18 protein-coding genes and 1 tRNA gene are annotated in these 19,279 nt (G+C 67.6%); 9 read left to right on the top strand and 10 right to left on the bottom strand.

The genetic code is table 11. The features are described 5' to 3' along the window. The first annotated feature begins 166 nt into the window (after positions 1-166). From ACAM55_RS23990 to ACAM55_RS23970, 5 genes are all read left to right on the top strand, one after another. A complete protein-coding gene (locus tag ACAM55_RS23990; RefSeq protein WP_369653920.1) occupies positions 167-1,111 on the top strand; it encodes a helix-turn-helix transcriptional regulator in 945 nt (314 codons plus the stop codon). Positions 1,112-1,238: 127 nt separating this feature from the next. Further along, positions 1,239-2,915 (top strand): 2,3-epoxybenzoyl-CoA dihydrolase, encoded by a 1,677-nt coding sequence (gene boxC / locus ACAM55_RS23985; RefSeq protein ID WP_369653919.1) that lies wholly within the window; start codon positions 1,239-1,241, stop codon positions 2,913-2,915. Positions 2,916-2,949: 34 nt separating this feature from the next. Further along, complete coding sequence (boxB, locus tag ACAM55_RS23980) at positions 2,950-4,377, top strand: benzoyl-CoA 2,3-epoxidase subunit BoxB (protein ID WP_369653918.1); 1,428 nt, start codon at positions 2,950-2,952, stop codon at positions 4,375-4,377. Positions 4,378-4,500: 123 nt separating this feature from the next. Further along, on the top strand, positions 4,501-5,793 hold the full coding sequence (boxA, locus tag ACAM55_RS23975) for a benzoyl-CoA 2,3-epoxidase subunit BoxA (protein ID WP_369653917.1): 1,293 nt from the start codon (positions 4,501-4,503) through the stop codon (positions 5,791-5,793). A gap of 10 nt (positions 5,794-5,803) precedes the next feature. Continuing rightward, a complete protein-coding gene (locus tag ACAM55_RS23970) occupies positions 5,804-6,247 on the top strand; it encodes a MaoC family dehydratase (protein WP_369653916.1) in 444 nt (147 codons plus the stop codon). Positions 6,248-6,315: 68 nt separating this feature from the next. Here ACAM55_RS23970 and ACAM55_RS23965 read toward each other — a convergent pair whose 3' ends face one another. The 3 genes from ACAM55_RS23965 to ACAM55_RS23955 all read right to left on the bottom strand — a co-directional run bounded on the left by ACAM55_RS23965 (position 6,316) and on the right by ACAM55_RS23955 (position 9,315). Continuing rightward, the gene (locus ACAM55_RS23965) at positions 6,316-6,843 is read right to left on the bottom strand and encodes an adhesin (RefSeq protein ID WP_369653915.1); all 528 of its coding nucleotides are present in this window, start codon (positions 6,841-6,843) and stop codon (positions 6,316-6,318) included. A gap of 187 nt (positions 6,844-7,030) precedes the next feature. Next, positions 7,031-8,065 (bottom strand): alpha/beta hydrolase family protein, encoded by a 1,035-nt coding sequence (locus ACAM55_RS23960; RefSeq protein WP_369653914.1) that lies wholly within the window; start codon positions 8,063-8,065, stop codon positions 7,031-7,033. 116 nt (positions 8,066-8,181) lie between these two features. Further along, positions 8,182-9,315, bottom strand: coding sequence for a helix-turn-helix domain-containing protein (locus ACAM55_RS23955; protein ID WP_369653913.1), 1,134 nt, complete (start codon positions 9,313-9,315; stop codon positions 8,182-8,184). Between the two features lie 130 nt (positions 9,316-9,445). Here ACAM55_RS23955 and ACAM55_RS23950 point away from each other — a divergent pair, with 130 nt between their 5' ends. The 3 genes from ACAM55_RS23950 (at position 9,446) to ACAM55_RS23940 (ending at position 10,928) form a co-directional block, all read left to right on the top strand. After that, the gene (locus ACAM55_RS23950; RefSeq protein WP_369653912.1) at positions 9,446-9,907 is read left to right on the top strand and encodes an Rrf2 family transcriptional regulator; all 462 of its coding nucleotides are present in this window, start codon (positions 9,446-9,448) and stop codon (positions 9,905-9,907) included. Then, positions 9,897-10,805 carry an NAD(P)/FAD-dependent oxidoreductase gene (locus ACAM55_RS23945; protein WP_369653911.1) on the top strand — a complete coding sequence of 303 codons (909 nt, stop codon included), beginning with the start codon at positions 9,897-9,899 and terminating at the stop codon, positions 10,803-10,805. The genes ACAM55_RS23950 and ACAM55_RS23945 overlap by 11 nt, the downstream gene beginning before the upstream one ends. A 47-nt stretch (positions 10,806-10,852) precedes the next feature. Next, positions 10,853-10,928: transfer RNA gene (locus tag ACAM55_RS23940), tRNA-Gly, on the top strand. A gap of 48 nt (positions 10,929-10,976) precedes the next feature. Here ACAM55_RS23940 and fahA read toward each other — a convergent pair. Genes fahA through ACAM55_RS23905 form a run of 7 tightly spaced genes read right to left on the bottom strand, consistent with a single transcriptional unit; the run spans position 10,977 to position 17,182 of the window. Next, positions 10,977-12,308 carry a fumarylacetoacetase gene (fahA, locus tag ACAM55_RS23935; RefSeq protein WP_369653910.1) on the bottom strand — a complete coding sequence of 444 codons (1,332 nt, stop codon included), beginning with the start codon at positions 12,306-12,308 and terminating at the stop codon, positions 10,977-10,979. Positions 12,309-12,329: 21 nt separating this feature from the next. Then, a complete protein-coding gene (locus ACAM55_RS23930; protein ID WP_369653909.1) occupies positions 12,330-13,136 on the bottom strand; it encodes a cyclase family protein in 807 nt (268 codons plus the stop codon). A 46-nt stretch (positions 13,137-13,182) separates the two neighbouring features. Next, positions 13,183-13,974, bottom strand: coding sequence for an ABC transporter permease (locus ACAM55_RS23925; RefSeq protein WP_369653908.1), 792 nt, complete (start codon positions 13,972-13,974; stop codon positions 13,183-13,185). Then, positions 13,971-14,741: an ABC transporter permease gene (locus ACAM55_RS23920; RefSeq protein ID WP_369653907.1), complete on the bottom strand. Its 771-nt coding sequence runs from the start codon at positions 14,739-14,741 to the stop codon at positions 13,971-13,973. Before ACAM55_RS23920 ends, ACAM55_RS23925 begins: the two co-directional genes overlap by 4 nt. Next, positions 14,734-15,516 carry an ABC transporter ATP-binding protein gene (locus ACAM55_RS23915; protein ID WP_369653906.1) on the bottom strand — a complete coding sequence of 261 codons (783 nt, stop codon included), beginning with the start codon at positions 15,514-15,516 and terminating at the stop codon, positions 14,734-14,736. The genes ACAM55_RS23920 and ACAM55_RS23915 overlap by 8 nt, the downstream gene beginning before the upstream one ends. After that, positions 15,513-16,457, bottom strand: a complete 945-nt coding sequence (locus ACAM55_RS23910; protein WP_369653905.1) for an ABC transporter substrate-binding protein — start codon at positions 16,455-16,457, stop codon at positions 15,513-15,515. The genes ACAM55_RS23915 and ACAM55_RS23910 overlap by 4 nt, the downstream gene beginning before the upstream one ends. Next, a complete protein-coding gene (locus ACAM55_RS23905; RefSeq protein WP_369653904.1) occupies positions 16,454-17,182 on the bottom strand; it encodes a TetR family transcriptional regulator in 729 nt (242 codons plus the stop codon). The genes ACAM55_RS23910 and ACAM55_RS23905 overlap by 4 nt, the downstream gene beginning before the upstream one ends. 99 nt (positions 17,183-17,281) lie before the next feature. On the opposite strand from ACAM55_RS23905, the gene ACAM55_RS23900 reads away from it, so the two are divergent. After that, positions 17,282-19,276: an acetoacetate--CoA ligase gene (locus tag ACAM55_RS23900; RefSeq protein ID WP_369653903.1), complete on the top strand. Its 1,995-nt coding sequence runs from the start codon at positions 17,282-17,284 to the stop codon at positions 19,274-19,276. Positions 19,277-19,279 lie beyond the last annotated feature (3 nt).

Below are 19,279 nucleotides of genomic sequence, written 5' to 3'. Positions count from 1 at the left end.
GTGGTGCCACAGCGAAACTTACGATGTACCTTGCAGGATTGGTGTGCGTGCAGTATCTTGCTTGTGGTCGAACAATAAGCACCGAGACATCGGGTGTCAAGCAATATAGTGCATATATGGTGTTTACCCTGAGCGCGCACAATCCCGGCCAAGAACGAGGACTTGCATGAACGAGCATGTAGACGCGGTGCTGCCCGCCGCGCGCGACGGCAACCACGCCAGCAATGCCACACCGCCGGGAGAAGCCAGGAATCCATTGCTGGCAGCTCTGGGCGACCGTGTGCGCAACCTGCGCGCGCAGCGCGGCCTCACGCGCAAGGCGGTGGCGGTGGCGGCCGGCGTCTCGGAGCGGCACCTCGCCAACCTCGAGTACGGCATCGGCAATGCGTCGATCCTCGTGTTGCAGCAGGTGGCCGGCGCGCTGCACTGCTCGCTGGCCGAGCTGGTCGGCGATGTGACCACCAGCTCGCCCGAATGGCTGCTGATTCGCGAACTGCTCGAGCACCGCAGCGAAGCCGACCTGCGCCGCGTGCGCGTGGCGCTGGGCGAGCTGCTGGGCACGGCCTCGGTCGATCCGGCGCGGCACCGGCGCATCGCGCTCGTGGGCCTGCGCGGCGCGGGCAAGTCGACGCTCGGGCAGATGCTGGCGGAAGACCTCGAAGTGCCTTTCATCGAGCTGAGCCGCGAGATCGAAACGCTGGCGGGCTGCAGCGTGCGCGAGATCCACGACCTCTACGGCACCAACGCCTACCGCCGCTACGAGCGCCGCGCGCTCGAGGAAACCATCCAGATCTACAGCGAAGTGGTCATTGCCACGCCGGGCGGCATCGTGTCCGACCCGGCCACATTCAACGAGCTGCTCGCGCACTGCACCACCGTGTGGCTGCAGGCCGCGCCCGAGGAACACATGGGCCGCGTGGCCGCCCAGGGCGACACCCGCCCGATGGCGGCCAGCAAGGAAGCCATGGAAGACCTGCGGCGCATCCTGAATGGCCGCGCGGCCTTCTATTCGAAGGCCGACCTGTCGGTGGACACGAGCGGCAGGACCCTGGCGCAAAGCTTCCAGGCGCTGCGCGCCGTCGCACACCAATCCATGCGCCCCGGCGCCTGAACGGCTGAATTGAAAAAAAGCGATTCAGGCATTGACTTGCCTGTTCGCATGCAGCATGATGCATGTCATCGGAACCAGAAGATGCATTATTCTTCCGGTTTGCATCTGGCCCACAGGAGACTTCCGTATGACCGAAACCACGACCCTTCAGGCGCCTTCGCGCGTCGACTACCGTATCGAACCCGCGCAATACAAGCACTGGAAGCTCAGCTTCGAGGGCCCCGTGGCGCGCCTGGTGCTCGACATTGCGGAAGACGGCGGCATCCGCCCCGGCTACAAGCTCAAGCTCAACAGCTACGACCTGGGCGTGGACATCGAACTGAACGACGCACTCAACCGCGTGCGCTTCGAGCACCCCGAAGTGCGCAGCGTGATCGTCACCAGCGGCAAGGACCGCATCTTCTGTTCGGGTGCCAACATCTTCATGCTCGGCGTGTCGAGCCATGCCTGGAAGGTGAACTTCTGCAAGTTCACCAACGAGACGCGCAACGGCATCGAAGACTCGTCCAAGCACTCGGGCCTGAAGTTCATCGCGGCCGTGAACGGCGCCTGCGCCGGCGGCGGCTACGAGCTGGCGCTGGCCTGCGACGAGATCCTGCTGGTGGACGACCGCTCCTCGGCTGTGTCGCTGCCCGAAGTGCCGCTGCTCGGCGTGCTGCCCGGCACCGGCGGCCTCACCCGCGTGACCGACAAGCGCCATGTGCGCCACGACCTCGCCGACATCTTCTGCACCAGCGTCGAAGGCGTGCGCGGCCAGCGCGCGGTCGACTGGCGCCTGGTCGATGCGGTGGCCAAGCCCGCGCAATTCGCCGCCGCCGTGCAGGAGCGTGCATCGCAGCTCGCCGCGGGCAGCGACCGCCCCGCGAATGGCAAGGGCGTGGTGTTGACCCGCCTCGAGCGCAACGAAACCGCCGACAGCCTCAGCTACTCGCACGTCGACATCCAGATCGACCGCAGCAAGCGCACCGCGACCATCACCATCAAGGCGCCCACCGGCGCGCAGCCCGCGGACATCGCCGCCATCGAAGCGGCCGGCGCCGCGTGGTGGCCGCTCGCCATGTGCCGCCAGCTGGACGACGCCATCCTCAACCTGCGCACCAACGAGCTCGACATCGGCACCTGGCTGCTCAAGACCGAAGGCGACGCGCAGGCCGTGCTCGCATCGGACGCCGTGATGCTCGCCCACAAGGACCACTGGCTGGTGCGCGAAACCATCGGCGCGCTGCGCCGCACGTTGGCGCGCCTCGATGTGTCGTCGCGCAGCCTGTTCGCGCTGGTCGAAGCGGGTTCCTGCTTTGCCGGCACGCTGGCCGAGGTGGCTTTTGCGGCCGACCGAACCTACATGCTGGCGCTGCCCGACGATGCCGGGCGCGCACCGAAGCTCGTGCTCAACGAGTTCAACCTCGGCTTCTTCCCGATGGTGAACGACCAGAGCCGCCTGCAGCGCCGCTTCTATGAAGAGGCTGCGCCACTCGACGCCGCCCGCGCCGCCGCCGGCAAGCCGCTGGACGCCGACGAGGCGCTGAAGCTCGGCCTCGTGACCGCCGCGCCCGACGACATCGACTGGGAGGACGAGATCCGCATCGCCATCGAAGAGCGCGCCGCCATGTCGCCCGACGCGCTCACCGGCCTCGAAGCCAACCTGCGCTTCGCAAGCCAGGAGAACATGGCCACCCGCATCTTCGGCCGGCTCACCGCCTGGCAGAACTGGATCTTCAACCGCCCCAACGCCGTGGGCGAAAAGGGCGCGCTGAAGGTCTATGGCACCGGCGAAAAGGCCGGCTTCGACTTGAATCGCGTTTGAACCCGCAGCCCTGCGCACAACCCAAGGAACAACGATGAGCACGATCAACTACAGCGAGAAGATCCCCAACAACGTCAACCTCGGCGAAGACCGCACGCTGCAGCGCGCGCTCGAAGGCTGGCAACCCAACTTCATCAACTGGTGGGACGACGTGGGCCCCGAGGGATCGACCAACCACGAGGTGTACCTGCGCACGGCGGTGAGCGTCGATCCGCAGGGCTGGGCGCAGTTCGGCCACGTGAAGATGCGCGACTACCGCTGGGGCATTTTCCTGAACCCGGGCGATGCCAACCGCGAGATCCACTTCGGCGACCACAAGGGCGAGAAGGCCTGGCAGGACGTGCCCGGCGAACACCGCGCCAACCTGCGCCGCATCATCGTGACGCAGGGCGACACCGAGCCCGCATCGGTCGAGCAGCAGCGCCACCTTGGCCTGACCGCGCCGAGCATGTATGACCTGCGCAACCTGTTCCAGATCAACGTGGAAGAAGGGCGCCACCTGTGGGCGATGGTCTACCTGCTGCACAAGCACTTCGGCCGCGACGGCCGCGAAGAAGCCGAGGCGCTGCTGCAGCGCACTTCGGGCGACGCCAACAACCCGCGCATCCTGGGCGCCTTCAACGAGAAGACGCCCGACTGGCTCGCGTTCTTCATGTTCACCTACTTCACCGACCGCGACGGCAAGTTCCAGCTGGCCGCGCTGGCCGAGAGCGCGTTCGATCCGCTGGCGCGCACCACGAAGTTCATGCTGACCGAAGAAGCGCATCACATGTTCGTGGGCGAGAGCGGCGTCTCGCGCGTCCTGGCGCGCACCGCGCAGGTGATGAACGAGCTGAAGACCGACGACCCGCTGAAGGTGCGCGCGGCCGGCGCCATCGACCTGGGCACCATCCAGCGCTACCTCAACTTCCACTACAGCGTGACCATCGACCTGTTCGGCGCCGACCAGTCGAGCAACGCCGCCATCTTCTACAGCTCGGGCCTGAAGGGCCGCTACGAGGAAGGCAAGCGAGGCGACGACCACGTGCTCAAGGGCCAGACCTACAAGGTCCTCGAGGTGAAGGACGGCCAGCTCGTCGAGAAGGACGTGCCGATGCTCAACGCGCTCAACGAAGTGCTGCGCGACGACTTCATCAAGGACTCGGTGGCCGGCGTGGGCCGCTGGAACAAGGTGCTCGAGAAGGCCGGCATCCCGACCCGCCTGACCGTGCCGCACAAGGCATTCAACCGCCAGATCGGCGCGCTTGCGGGCATCAAGATGTCGCCCGAAGGCCGCGTCGTGAACGAGGTCGAATGGGCCGCGAAGAGGGACGAATGGCTGCCGAGCGCCGAAGACTTCGCTTTCGTGGCATCGTTGATGGGCCGCGTCGTGGAGCCGGGGAAGTTCGCTGGCTGGATCTCGCCGCCGGTGATGGGCATCAACCGCCAGCCGGTCGATTTCGAGTACGTGCGTTTCGGCTGATTGGTATGGCTCCCTCTCCCCTCGGGGAGAGGGCAGGGGTGAGGGTAGGCGGTGTCCCCACGACAAGCTGCCGCCCCCTCACCCTGACCCTCTCCCCAAGGGGCGAGGGAAAGGAGAAAAAACATGGACATGGCCGTTGAAGCCGGGGTGATCAAGCAGCACCTGATCGACCCCGAGATCTGCATCCGCTGCAATACCTGCGAGGCCACCTGCCCCGTCAACGCGATCACGCACGACGACAACAACTACGTCGTGCGGGCCGACATCTGCAATGGCTGCATGGCCTGCATCTCGCCGTGCCCCACGGGCTCGATCGACAACTGGCGCACGATGCCGCTGGTGCGCGCGTACTCCATCGAGGAGCAGTTCACCTGGGAGTCGCTGCCCGCCGAGCTTTCGACCGAAGAGCTGGAAGCCGCGGGCGTGTCCGCCGAAGCGGCCGGCGATGCGGCAGCCGCCGTGCCGGCGCAAACCCAGGCGCAAGCCCAGGCCGCGGTCGAATCCGTCGAGCCGGTTTTCAACTCGGCGCAATACGGCGCCACCGTGCCCCCGTGGTCGGCCGCGCACGCCTACACCAACCTGTTTGCGCCCAAGGCGCCGACCACCGCCACCGTGGTCGGCAACTTCAACTGCACCGAGGCGGGCTTCGACAGCGAGACGCACCACATCGTGCTCGACTTCGGCGTGGTGCCGTTCCCGGTGCTCGAAGGCCAGTCGATCGGCATCATTGCGCCGGGTGTCGATGCCATTGGCAAGCGCCACCATGCGCGCCAGTATTCGGTCGCCAGCCCGCGCAACGGCGAGCGGCCCGGCTACAACAACGTGTCGCTCACCGTGAAGCGCGTGACCGAAGACCACCAGGGCGACCCGGTGCGCGGCGTGTGCTCCAACTACGTGTGCGACCTGAAGGTGGGCGACACGGTGCAGGTGGTCGGGCCCTTCGGTACCTCGTTCCTGATGCCGAACCATCCCAGGTCGCACATCGTGATGATCTGCACCGGCACCGGCAGCGCACCGATGCGCGCCATGACCGAATGGCGCCGGCGCCTGCGCAAGAGCGGCAAGTTCGAAGGCGGCAAGCTCATGCTGTTCTTCGGCGCGCGCACCCAGCAGGAGCTGCCGTACTTCGGTCCGCTGCAGTCGCTGCCGAAAGACTTCATCGACATCAACCTCGCGTTCTCGCGCACGCCCGGCCAGCCCAAGCGCTACGTGCAGGACCTGATGCGCGAGCGCGCCGCCGACCTGGCCGCGCTGCTGAAAGACGGCGCGAGCCACTTCTACGTGTGCGGCCTCAAGAGCATGGAAGAAGGCGTGGTGCTCGCATTGCGCGATGTGGCCACGGAAGCCGGGCTTGACTGGGACACGGTCGGCGCCGCACTGAAGCGCGAAGGCCGCCTGCATCTCGAAACCTACTAAGCTCCGGCGAATGAAGTTCGCCGACTTCCACCCCGGCCAGGTCATCGAGGCCGGACCCTATGTCGTTTCCGAAGCGGAGCTGATCGGGTTCGCGCAGGCCTACGACCCGCAGTGGTTCCACACCGATCCCGTGGCCGCGGCGGACAGCGCCTTTGGCGGGCTGATCGCGAGCGGCTGGCACACCTGTTCCATCGCGATGCGCCTCGTGGTCGATGCCGCGCTCCAAGGCTCCGAGTCGTTCGCGTCGCCCGGGCTCGAGCATGTGCGATGGCCCCATCCGGTGCGGCCCGGCGATGCCTTGCGGCTCGTGGCCGACGTCATCGAGGCGCGGCGTTCCGGGAAGCGGCCCACGCTCGGCATCCTGCGCTGGCGCTGGCGGCTCTTCAACCAGCGCGAATTGATGGTGCTCGACGTCGAAGTGACGAGCCTCTTCAGGCTCGAGGCGACCGCCTGATTCGAAACACAAAGAAGCCCGCAACACGCGAGCGTTGCGGGCTTCATGGGCGCTACGGCCGTAGCGTCTTACTTCGTGACGTCGACGGCGCCCGAGCCCTTCGCCTTGCCGCTGGCCTTCACGCCGGCGCCCGACGGCTTCACTGCGCCGCCGGCCGAGCCCACGGCGCCGGTCGCGCTGTTCAGCGTGCCGCCCACGGTGTTCGTGACGCCGCCCGCCGCATTGGTGGCGCCACCGACGGCGCCCGTCGCACCGCTCACAGCCCCGGTGGCACCGCCGACCGTATCGGTCGCTTTGCCCACGGCACCCGTTGCACCGCCCACCACACCGCCGAGCGTGTTGCCCAGCCCGCCCGCTGCACCGCCGGCATTCCCGCCAGTGGAGGTGCCGGAGGTGCCAGCCGTTGCGGAGGTTCCCGCCCCTGCGCCTGCACTGCCCTGGGCTGGCGCGGTCTTGACGGCGCCCGAGGTGTTGACATCGGCATTCACGCCCACGCCGACACCCACGCCTTGTGCCTGTGCGAAGCCGCTCACGGCAAGCAGGCCTGCGAGCAAGGCGCCGACGATGATGGACTTGTGTTGTTGTTGCTGCTTCATAGGTGACTTTTCCTTTCGTTTGAAGATGGCCGGTGACCCGGCCAGAACCGGCTTGGGGCCAGTTCGGTCGCTACCGTCGCGGGCGGCTCCTATGTCGCCATGTGCGAGAGGGCCGCTCGCTCTTGTGGGACGTCTCCGTCGTCGGAAACCGGGGCTCGTGCGTTAGGGCCCCGGTCCAAGCCGGCACTCAAGGCAGCAGATGCGTGCTGAAGAAGGCCGTTGTCTTGCGGTTCACTTCCGGCAGCAGCGCGGCGCGGTCGAACCCCGGTGGATCGTTGAGCATGTCGCCGATCAATCCCGTGAGCCCCGGCGGCAGGGGCGAGAGCAGGGCGCCATGGCCGCCCCTGGGCAGGTCTGCAATCAGTTCGCAGCGCGGCCGGCAGGCCGCGAGCACGCGGTCGCTGTGATAGCGCCGGATCAGCCAGCGGTCCTCGCGCGCGGTGACCAGCCCCAGCGGCACGCGCGGCGTGGCGAGCGAGGCCATGTCGAAATCAGCCGAAGACGGCACGCCGGCCACCACGGCGGCGATGCGCGGATCGTCGTGCCCCTGCGGCGTGTCGTCCGCAAAGCGGCGGCGGATCACGAGCAGCGCGCCCCATTTGCGGAGGCCGTCGAACCAGCTCCCCGTCAGCCGCGTGATCAGACCGACGCAGGATTGGAAGTCGCCTTCGAGGTTGGCTTCGCAATGCCGCGTGAATGCGGCCGGCGACCAGCGCCCGCCCGCCAGGCTCAGCGCGGTGTGGCCGCCGGCCGACATGCCGTACATCCCCACCTTGTCGAGTTCGAGCAGCGGCGCAAGGCGTGCATCGCGCGCCACCGCGTCGATGGCGCGCGACACTTCGGCCGGGCGCATCGCCCAGCTGCCGGGACCCGGGTTGCTGGTGTCCTTGTAGTTGTCGGCCTTGTGCTCGGGCATCGCCACGATGAAGCCGGCATCCACGAAGCTGCGTGCCAGGTCCGCATGGACCCATGGCGCGCCGCCCGACCCGTGCGAAACCACAATCAGCCGGCCGTTGCCGCGAACAGGCGTGCCCTCCGCCGCCACGTCCAGCGTGAAAGGGCCGCGCCGCATCGGACGGGCCTCGCCGCTCGACGGATAGAACACGGTGACCGGGCCATCGCCGGCGGTGCCGGGAATCTCGGCAAATCCCACGGCGGCATGCACCAGCCCGGAGAGCAGCGCCAACCCCAAGGCCGGCAGAAAGAGAAACAGACGTCGCATCGGATCGAACTCCTGGTGGTCATCGAAGGCCCATGCCTTCAGCGAGCCGGAGAATGCCCCAGCCTGCTCGCCGCGTCTTGCTGAAAGCCGCAAGCGCGGCTTTCGGTTGGCCGATTTCAGGAATCGGCCAGCTTCTGCTTGCGGAATTCGGTGGGCGTGAGGCCCGTGGCCGTCTTGAACGCGCGATTGAACGGACCGATGGACTGAAAGCCCGCGGTGAGGGCGATGGTGAGGATGGGCAGGTCGCGCTTGCCCGGATCCGCCAGCGCCGCCAGTGCCTCGGCCAGCCGGAAGCCATTGACGAAGGCGTTGAAATTGCGATGCCCCAACCGCTGGTTGATGAGCCGCCGCAGCCGGTACTCGGGCGCGGCCAGCCGTGCGGCAAGGCTGGCGATGCTCAGGTCCTCGCTGCGGTAGGCGCGATCGACCGCCATGAGGTGCTGCAGGGATTCGGCGAGACGATCTTCTGCCGGATCGGGCTCGGTTTCCGATCTGCGTCCGGCCACCGGCTGGGCGAGGGGTTCGACCGCGGCAGGCTGGACAGTCGGCACAGCAGGAAGCACCGCCGGCACCTGCGCCGTCGGAAACAGCTCCGACCCCGCGAGCCGCAGCATCCGCCACGCCACCGCTGCGACGATCAACAGCAGCATCGCTGCGTCCGCCGTGGCCGACATGCCCGAGAGCCGGCCATGCGGCGAGGCCAGCCGAACCCCGACCATCGCCAGGCTGTAGCCGATGCCGGCCACCACGATGAACACGCGCAGCCGGCGCCTCTTCTCCACCAGATCGCCGCGCCAATGCGAAGCCGCGGCAAGCGCGGCAAGCACCGCGAACACCAGCGGTACCGCGCGCTGCAAGCCTCGCATGACCGATGCCATGGCCGAGCCGTCGGCCACGGCCGCGCAGTTGAACGCCGCCAGCGCCGCAACCGACACCCAGGCCGCGGCATGCAGCGGCCGCAGCGTGAAGTCGTCATCGAACAGCGCCTGCACGAACACCCAGAACAGCACGGCGTTGCCGACCGACACCGCCACCAGCGGCGCTTGCCAGATCCAGGGCACGAGCGCCTCGAACATCGGGGTGGAGTCAATGACCTGGACGCATAAGCCGAGCGCCAGTGCCGCCCCGGCCCGCGCGGCCGACAGGCGCGGCCGATCGCGGCCCAGCACCAGCGCCAGCAGGAGCAGCAACGCAATCAGCACGCCGCGCAGGGCGGCGTCGATGAGGATCGAGGGAGGGGCTGCGGACATGCGTGGGCTGGCGGCTCGAGGGGGAAGGGCGGCCGACGATAACAGGCGGCGGCTGCGGCAACCGCAGGGCCGGCAGGGTCAATATCCGCGATTCTGAATGCCTGTGCTTTCATGCAACTAATAATGTTGCATGAAACGAGACAGCAAGCTTTCAGGCGTTCTCCACGTGCTGCTGCACATGGCCGAGATGGACGGGCCCGTCACGTCCGAATCGCTGGCCGTTGCCATGCACACCAATCCGGTGGTGGTGCGCCGGGTCATGGCGGGCCTGCGCCAGGCGGGCTTCGTGAGCTCGGCCAAGGGCCACGGCGGCGGCTGGGTGCTGTCGTGCCCGCTGGCCGCCGTGACCTTGGGTGACATTCACAACGCCGTGGGTTCGCCCGCACTGCTGGCCATGGGCAACCGCACCGAGAGTCCCGGCTGCGTGGTCGAGCAGGCCGTGAATGCGGCGCTCGACGGCGCCTGCCAGGAGGCCGAGGCCTTGCTGCGAAAGCGTTTCAACAGCATCACGCTGGCCGATCTCTCGAAGGACTTTCATCGCCGCATGACGGGCGGCGGCTTCACTCACAAGGACATCGAACATGCGCCATGACGCTCTCATCGTGGGCGGCAGTTTTGCCGGCCTCTCCGCTGCGATGCAGCTTGCCCGTGCACGCAAGAAGGTGTGCGTGGTCGACGCGGGCTCGCCGCGCAACCGCTTTGCCGCCGCTTCGCACGGCTTCTTCGGCCAGGACGGCATGCCGCCCTCGAAGATGATTGCCGATGCGCGCGCCAAGCTGCTCGCGTACCCGAACGTCACTTTCATCGAAGGCAGCGTGGTCGGTGCCCAGGCCGACGACGCGGGCGGGTTCACCGCATCGCTGGACGGCAGCGATCGACAACAGGTGTCGGCCGCCAAGCTCATATTGGCGTTCGGCGTGCAGGACGGCTTTCCGGACATCGCCGGCCTGCGCGAACGCTGGGGCGCCAGCGTGCTGCACTGCCCTTACTGCCACGGCTATGAATTCAGCGGCCGGCAGCTGGGCGTGCTGCTCGAGAGCCCGCACCCGCCGGACCACGCGATGCTGATCGCCGAGTGGGGGCCGGCCACGCTTTTCCTGAATGGCAACAACACGGTCGAGGACGAGGCGCGTGCCAAGCTGCAGGCGCGCGGCGTGGCCATCGAGCCGGGCCGCATCGTGGCGCTGGAAGGGCCGGGGCAGGATCTGTCTGCCGTGCGCCTCGACGACGGCCGGCGCGTGCCGCTCGACGCGCTCTTCATGGCGCCCCGCACCCGCCCGGGCAGCCCGCTGGCCGAGCAGCTCGGCTGCGCGTTCGACGAAGGTCCGTTTGGCCCGATCATCCGCACCGATGCGATGAAGATGACCACCGTGCCCGGCGTGTTCGCCGCGGGCGACGCGGCCATGATGATGCATAACGCCACGCTGGCGTCCGCCGACGGCGTGATGGCAGGGGTGTCGCTGCACAGGTCGATGGTGTTCGAAACCTGACCGGTCAAAACAGCCCCAAAATCCCTCTATAATTCGACTCCTGAAATGCGGGAATAGCTCAGTTGGTAGAGCGCAACCTTGCCAAGGTTGAGGTCGAGAGTTCGAGACTCTTTTCCCGCTCCACATTTAATGCAAAAGGCCACCTCACCGGTGGCCTTTTCTTTTGGGCCATCAGACGTTCCGCGTCCTGGCCGGCAACACGGTTCCACGGCTTTCGCCGAACCCGATGCGCGCGTGCCCCGGCTTTTCGCACCAGCCGCGCAGCAGCACGGCATCGCCGTCTTCGAGGAATCCGCGCTCTTCGCCATTGGCCAGCGTGACCGGGCTTTGCGCGGCGCGGGTCAGCTCGATGATCGCGCCGGCCTCGCCCGGCCCCGGTCCCGAGATGGTCCCGCTGCCGAACAGGTCGCCCGGGTTCAGGCTGCAGCCGCCCACCGTGTGGTGCGCCACCATCTGCCCCACGCTCCAGTACTGGTGCTTGAAGCTCGTACGCGACAGGCGCGAAGGCCCGCTCCTGTCGTTGCGCGCCTTCTCGCTCTCCAGCCACACCTCCAGGCGGATGTCGATGGCGCCGCTTTCGCGGTTCGCCGGGCTTTCGAGATAGCCGAGCGGCTGGGGCTCGTTCGCGGGCCGCGTCCAGGCCTGCCGGTAGGGCGCAAGCGCTTCCATCGTCACGATCCACGGCGAGATGGTGGTCGCGAAGTTCTTTGCGAGGAAGGGGCCAAGCGGCGCCATCTCCCAGAACTGGATGTCGCGCGCCGACCAGTCGTTGAGCAGGCAGATGCCGAAGATGTGTTCTTCCGCGCGCGCGAGCGGAATGGGCTCGCCGGCCGCATTGCCTTCGCCGATCCACACACCCAGCTCCAACTCGTAGTCGAGCCGCGCACAGGCGTGGTACGTGGGCGCCTTCGCGCCCGGTGCCATCGTCTGGCCCATCGGGCGATGAAAGCGCTGGCCGCTGATGCCGATGGTCGATACGCGCCCGTGATAGGCCGTCGGAATCCAGCGGAAGTTGGGCGTCACGTCGCCATCGGGATTCATCAGGCGGCTGATGTTCAATGCGTGGTCGATCGAGGTGTAGAAGTCGGTGTAGTCGCCGATGCGAGCGGGCACCGTGTATTCGACCTCGGCCTGCGGCACGAGGCACTCGCGCACGGCATGCACCGTGGCGGCAGGCGCATCACCCCGCAGCACCGCGAACACAGCGTGGCGCAATGCTTGCCAGGCAGCGCCGCCAAGCGCGAAGAAATCATTCAGCGCCGGCAGCGCGGCGGCACGCGCTGCATCGAGTGCGAGGCCGTCGAGCAATTGGCGCACGGAGAGCGCCGCCATGTCGAGCACCTGGTCGCCAATGGCCACGCCGCCGCGAAACGGCTCCGGACTGCCTGCGCGGCGAAACACGGCGTACGGCAGGTTCTGGATCGGGAAGTCGGTTCCTTCGAGGTTGGCCGTGTCGACCCAGCTCCTGGCGCCGGCGTCGTGCGTGTGGTTGAGCGCAATCATTTGTTTTTTACGCCTTCGCGTTCAGACCGATGCCATCAACGCATCGTCGAAGATCGCCACCGCGCGCGTCCACCCCGCCGAGGCGCCGCGGATCTTGTGTGGAAAGCAGCTGATGAAAAAGCCGGTAGGCGGCAGCACCTCCAGGTTGTGCAGCTTCTCCAGGTGGCAGTAGCCGATGTCGCGGCCGGCCTTGTGGCCCTCCCAGATCAGCGAGGCATCGTGCGTCTCGCCGTACTTCCTGGCGGTGTGCACGAAGGGCGCGTCCCAGCTCCATGCATCGGTGCCCGTGAGGCGCACACCGCGCTCCAGCAGGTACATGGTGGCTTCGTAGCCCATGCCCGCGCCGGCCGACACGTAGTCGGGGTTGCCGTAGCGCGAGCCCGCGCGCGTGTTCACCACCACGATCTCCAGCGGGCTCAGCGTGTGGCCGATGCGCTTGAGTTCGGCCTCGACGTCGTGGGCGGTCACCACATAGCCATCGGCGAAATGCCGGAAGTCGAGCTTCACGCCGGGCTGGAAGCACCATTCGAGCGGCACCTCGTGAATGGCGATGGCGGGTTTCTTCTCGCCCAGCGCCTTGTCCATGGTCGAGTGGAAGTGGTAGGGCGCATCGAGGTGCGTGCCGTTGTGCGTGGAAAGCTGCACCAGCTCCACGGCCCAGCCTTCGCCATCGGGCAGGTCTTCGCGCTGAAGGCCCGGGAAGAAGGGCTCGATCTGCTCGTAGGTCTGCTCGTGCGTGAAGTACTGGATCTTTGGCGCGAAGGCGGGCGGGTCGGACAGCACATCGTTTTCGAGAAAGATCGAGAGGTCGACGAACTTGCGTGGCATGGGGGCTCCTTGTGCGGTGTTGGTATTGATGGGGCGTGAAGAGAGTTCAGGGCTGCCGCCAGCGCAGCAGCCGCTTCTCGGCAAGGGCCAGCAGCGCGTTGCTCACGAAGCCGATGAGCCCGAGCAGCACGATCCCGGCGAACAGGTCGCTGGCGCGAAACGCGCGCGCCGCGAGAAGAATGGCCTGGCCCAGGCCGCTTTGCGAAGCGATCATTTCGCCCACCACCGCGACGATGAGCGCAATGGTCAACGCGAGCCGCATGCCGGCCAGGATGTCGGGCATGGCATTGGGCAGGCCCATCTTCCAGACAAAAGCCGCGCGCGACATCTGCAGGCAGCGGGCCACTTCCGACAGCCGCGGCTCCACCGCCGCGAAGCCGTGCACCGTGGCCAGCAGCACCGGCCACATCGCGCCGAAGGCCACCACGAACAGCACCATGCCGGGGTTCAGCCCGAAGATCGAAATGGCCAGTGGCAGAAGTGCCGAAGCGGGCAGGGGGCGGATGAATTCGAGCGTCGGCTGCACCCACGCGCGCACCGCGGGCGACACGCCGATGGCGGCACCCAGCAGCACGCCGAAGAGCGAGGCCAGCAGCCAGCCCTGCACCATGCGGCCGACCGTGGCCTGCGTGAAGGCGAGCAGCTCGCCATGGCCGGAACCGCCGGAAAGATTGAGCCCCTCGAGCAGGCTTGCCAAGGTGGCTTGCGGCGTCGGCAGAAAGACGCGACTCACCCAGCCTGCATTGCTCGCCATCCACCAGAGCGCGATGAATGCGCACAGCACGGCGAACGAACCGAGCCGGTTCATGCCCACGAGGCGGCGGTTGTCGGCGTTCATGGCAGCACCCCCATGCGCCGGGCGACCACGCGCTGCAACTGCACCATGCCCGCGTTGATTGCAAAACCCACCACGCCGATCCAGCCCAGCCACGCGAGCATCAGCGCGGGATCGAAGCTCTGCTGCGCAATCATCATCGCGTAGCCCATGCCGTTCGGGTTGGCCGCGATCTCCACCGTGACCGCCACCACCAGCGCCACCGCGACGCCCAGCCGCAGCGCGACGAACAGGCGCGGCACGATGGCGGGCAGCACGATCTTGAAAGCACGCTCTCGCGCCGAGAGGCCCAGCACGCGGCTCACCTCGAGCAGCCGGGGCTCGATCTGCTGCACCGCCGACTGCACCAGCACCACGAGCGGCCAGAAGGTGGCGAAGGCGACGATGGCCAGCTCCATGCGCACGCCGAATCCGAAGGTCAGCATTGCCAGCGGAATCAGCGCCACCGAAGGCACGGGCCGCAGCACCTCGATCGACAGCGAACCCCACTGCGCCGCGCGGCGCGAGAGCCCGAGCACCAGCCCGAGTGCGATGCCGAGCATCGCGCCCAGCAGCAGGCCGAGCGCGGCCGTGCCGAGCGTGAAGCCGGTGGCCTGCCACAGCGAGCCGTCGAGCGCCGCACCGACGAAGGCCTTGGCGGCCGCGCTCGGCGGGGCAAGCGCATCGCTGCCCAACGCGGACGCGCGCCGCGCGTACCACTCGAAGGCGGCGGCAAGCATTGCAGGAAACACCCACGGCCGCACCCAACGAAGCAGGCGGCGTTCAGTCATGGCCCTGCTCGATGAAGGCGAACAGCTCGCGCCGCAGCTGCAGATACTCGGGATGCTCCTTGGTCGTGAGCTGGTCGCGCGGACGCGGAATCTTCACCTCGATCATCCGCGCGAGGCTGGGCCGGCCGGGCCCCGGATTGGCTTGCAATGCGATCACGCGGTCGCCGAGGTAGATGGCTTCTTCCAGGTCGTGCGTGACGAACAGCACCGTGAGTCCGTCGTCGCGCACCAGCCGCGCGAGCTCGTCCTGCAGGCTCTGGCGCGTGAGCGCATCGAGCGCGCCGAAGGGCTCGTCCATCATCATCAGCTCGGGCTTCTGCGCCAGGCAGCGGGCAATCTGCGCGCGCTGCTGCATGCCGCCCGAAAGCTGCACCGGAAACTTCTGCGCATGCTTGGCCAGGCCGACCTTGCCGAGCACATCGGCAATGCGACGCGCCCGCTCGGCAGCGGGCACGCCGGCCGCTTCGAGCGCGAGGCTCACGTTGCCTTCGACCGTGCGCCAGGGCAGCAGCGCGCGGCCGTAGTCCTGGAACACGAAAGCCACTTCGCGCGAAGGCTCGGTCATCTTCACGCCGCTGCGCCGCACCTCGCCGGCACTGGCTGTGACCAGTCCGCTGGCCGCGCGCAGCAGCGTGGTCTTGCCGCAGCCGCTCGGGCCCACGATGCAGACGAACTCGCCGCGTGCCACGTCGAAGGAGGTGGGCGACAGGATCTCACGCCCGCCGAGCCGGATCGCGACGCCGTCGAAGCGAAGAAAGTCGGCTGCAGCGTTCACTTGGCGATCAACTTTGCAACGTCGATGGAGGTCTTCAGCATGTCCTGGTCCTTCATCAGGCCGACCCAGTAGCCCAGCTGCTTCTCGTTCACCATGGCGCCGGGGGGCGAGACCTGGATCTTCGCGAGCACCTCCGGCGGCAGCTTGATGTACTTGCCGATGGCCCCGCGCACCTTGGCGTCGTTCTTCGGCTGCTGCATGAACGCGGCGGCCTCGACCAGCGACTCGCGGAACGCGCGCGCGGCGGCCGGGTTCTTCGCCACCCATTCGCGCTTGGCCGCATGCACGATGGTCTGGTTGTTCTCCGGCAGGAAGGTGGAGTAATACGACGCCACGTAGCCCGCGCCGCTTTCGGTGATGCGGCTCATGAACGGGTCGGCCGACACCACCGCATCGACCGAGCCGCCGCGCAGCAGGTCGGCATGCTGCGGGAACGAGGCCTCGACGAAGTTGACCTTGCGGTAGTCCACGCCACTGTCCTTGAGCCAGGCGCGGAAGGTCACGTGCAGGAACGCGCCCAGCCCGGGCACGCCGATCTTCTTGCCCACGCAGTCCTGCGGCCCCTTGATGCCCGAGCCGGCGCGCGCCACCAGGCCGAAGCCGGTGATGGTTTTCGACGTGAGCCCGCCGCCGGCCACCAGCACCAGGTCGAGCCCGCCGTCCACCGCCTGCAGGAACACCGAGGGCGTGGGCCCGCCGATCTGCAGCGAGTCGGACTGCAGCGCCGCGGGAATGGTGGAGTTGAGCGGAATGAACTTCAGCTCGACGTCGAGGTTGCGCTTCTTGAAGTAGCCCTCTTCGGCGGCCACGAAGACCGAGGCGAAGTCGGACACGGCCGTGTAGCCGAACACGATCTTCGGGTTCGCCTGCGCGCGTGAAGGCAGCGCCGCGGCGGCCGATGCGGCGGCCAGCGCCGACAGCAGGGTGCGTCTTTTCATCATGTCTTTTGTCTCCTGGGGGTGGTTTTCTTCTGCGGGGCCTTGGGTCGCGGGAGCGCGGCGCGCAGCCCGCCGACGATGAAGTTCACGAGCATCGGCGCCACGGCTGGGTCGCTGCGCCGGTTCTCGCCGTGCGACAGCCGCTCGATGCGGCTGTCGTTCAGGTGATGCAACAGCGCCCCGAGCGAGAACTGGTAGCCCCAGGCGGCCTGCCCGCGCGTGGCATGCGGCAGCGCGACGTGCAGCGCGTCGATGTAGGCCTCGGCCAGCGGGTCGAAGTAGCCGCGCAGCACGCGGTCGGCTTCCTCGGTGGCGTGATAGAGCTCGCGCGCCACCAGCAGCGCGTAGTACTCGCCCTCGGCGCTCGCGCGCAGCGCCAGCACCGGCCCCGTGAAGGCCTCGATGATGCGTGGCAGCGTGCGTACGTCGTCAGGGTCGTTGTTCACCGCCTTGAGACCCGCGAGCCGCTCCTCGATGCTGTGGCTCCAGTGTTCGAAGATGGCGTGGAAGAGCTCGTGCTTGGGCCCGAAGTAATAGCCGACCAGCGCCAGCGGCACCCCCGCTTCCTCGGCGATCTGGCGGATCGTGACCGCGTGGTAGCCGTGCTGCGCAAAGAGTTTCTCGGCCGCCAGCAGGATCGCGTGGCGCCGGTCGGGCCGGGCCGCTTCGGCGGTGAAGGCCGCGGCCCGGTGGGCGCTTCGTTTGGCGGTCGGGGTGCGGGCATTCATGGGGCGTATTGAACGTCTGTACAAAACTATTGAACACACGTACAAACCCTGAGGTCAACCCCGATTGAGCGCCGCGTGGCGCGGCATTACGCTCGAACCATGTCCGCTCCCAACACCCCTCAGATCCGCCTCTACCAGGATTGGCTGCGCGACAAGCGCGGCCTCTCCTTCGACACCTACGACGCGCTGTGGCGCTGGTCCGTGACCGATCTCGACGCTTTCTGGCAGAGCATCTGGGACTACGTCGGCATGCGCTCGCCCACGCCGCACACGGCGGTGCTGGCCGATGCGCACATGCCCGGCGCCAGGTGGTTTCCGGGTGCGCAGGTCAATTACGCACGCGAGGTGCTGCGCCACGCCGATGCAGCCCATGCGGCCGGCATGCCCGCCATCGTGAGCGACAACGAGCTGGGCGAAGTGCGCGAGATGTCCTGGCCCGAGCTGCGCCGCCAGGTGGCCTCGGTCGCGCTCACGCTGCGTTCGCTGGGTGTGCAGCGTGGAGACCGCGTGGCGGCCTACATGCCCAACGTGCCCGAGACCATGGTGGCGTTCCTCGCGTGCTCGAGCATCGGCGCCGTGTGGAGCGTGTGCGCGCCCGACATGGGCACCGCCGCGGTGGTCGACCGCTTCCGCCAGATCGAACCCAAGCTGCTGATCGCCGCCGACGGCGTGCACTACGGCGCCAAGCCCATCGACCGCAGCGCCGTGGTGCAGGAACTGCGCGGCGCGCTGCCCAGCGTGCAGAAGCTGCTGCTGCTGCGCACGCCGCATGCCGCGCAACAGCTCGCCGCCGATGCCGACTGGCACGAGGCCATGGCACGCGATGACGCCGAGGTGGCGGCCTTCGAACCCGAATGGCTGCCCTTCGACCACCCGATCTGGATCGTCTATTCGAGCGGCACCACCGGCCTGCCCAAGCCCATCGTGCACGGGCAGGGCGGCATCATCATGACGATGTATGCCTGCGGCCTGCACAACGACGTCGGTGCGAGCTACGGCGCCAACAACTTCGGCGAGCGCTTTCACTGGTACAGCTCGACCGGCTGGGTCATGTGGAACTGCCAGCTCTCGGGCCTGGCCTTCGGCACCACCATCGTCATCTACGACGGCCATCCGGCCGGCAGCAAGGAGAAGCCCGACTGGGCCGTGCTGTGGCGCTTCGCCGCCAAGCACCGCATCACCTTCTTCGGCGCCGGCGCGGCCTACTTCACCAACTGCATGAAGGCCGGCGTGGTGGCGTCCGAATGCGGCGACCTGTCACGCGTGCGCGCGCTCGGCAGCACCGGCTCGCCGCTGTCCGAAGACGTACAGCGCTGGGGCACGGCGCAGCTGCGGGCAGCCGGCGCCAGCGAGGTGTGGTGGTGCAATATTTCAGGAGGCACGGATTTTTGCGGCGCCTTCGTGGGCGGCAACCGCGAGCTGCCCGAGGTGCCCGGCCAGATGCAGTGCCGGCAGATCGGCCACGCGGTCGAGGCATGGAACGAAAACGGCCAACCCGTCATCGGCGAAGTGGGCGAGCTGGTCTGCACGCGGCCCATTCCCTCGATGCCGCTGTACTTCTGGGGCGACGAAGGCAATGCGCGCTACCTGTCGAGCTACTTCGACACCTACCCCGGCATCTGGCGCCACGGCGACTGGATCAAGATCGGCGAAGACGGCGGCTGCATCATCTACGGCCGCAGCGACGCCACCATCAACCGCCAGGGCCTGCGCATGGGCACCAGCGAGATCTACAGCGCCGTGGAGGCCTTGCCTGAAGTGCTCGACTCGATGGTGGTCGACCTCGAATACCTCGGCCGCGAAAGCTACATGCCGCTGTTCGTGGTGCTGCGCCCCGGCGTGGCGCTGGACGACGCCATGCGCGCGAAGATCAACGGCGCCATCAAGACCTCGCTCTCGCCGCGCTTCCTGCCCAACGACATCTTCCAGGTGGACGAGATTCCGCGCACGCTCTCGGGCAAGAAGCAGGAGCTGCCGATCAAGAAGCTGCTGCTGGGCCAGCCGCTCGAGAAGGTGGTCAACCGCGAGGCCATGGCCAACCCCGCTTCGCTCGGCTGGTACGTGGAATTTGCGGCGCGGCGCGCGGCGTCGTGAAGC

Origin of the sequence: Variovorax sp. V213 (genome assembly GCF_041154455.1) — a bacterium.
Classification (GTDB): Bacteria; Pseudomonadota; Gammaproteobacteria; order Burkholderiales; family Burkholderiaceae_C; genus Variovorax.
The sequence above is the reverse complement of the archived record's forward strand: the minus strand, read 5'-3'. Positions and strand labels throughout refer to the sequence as shown.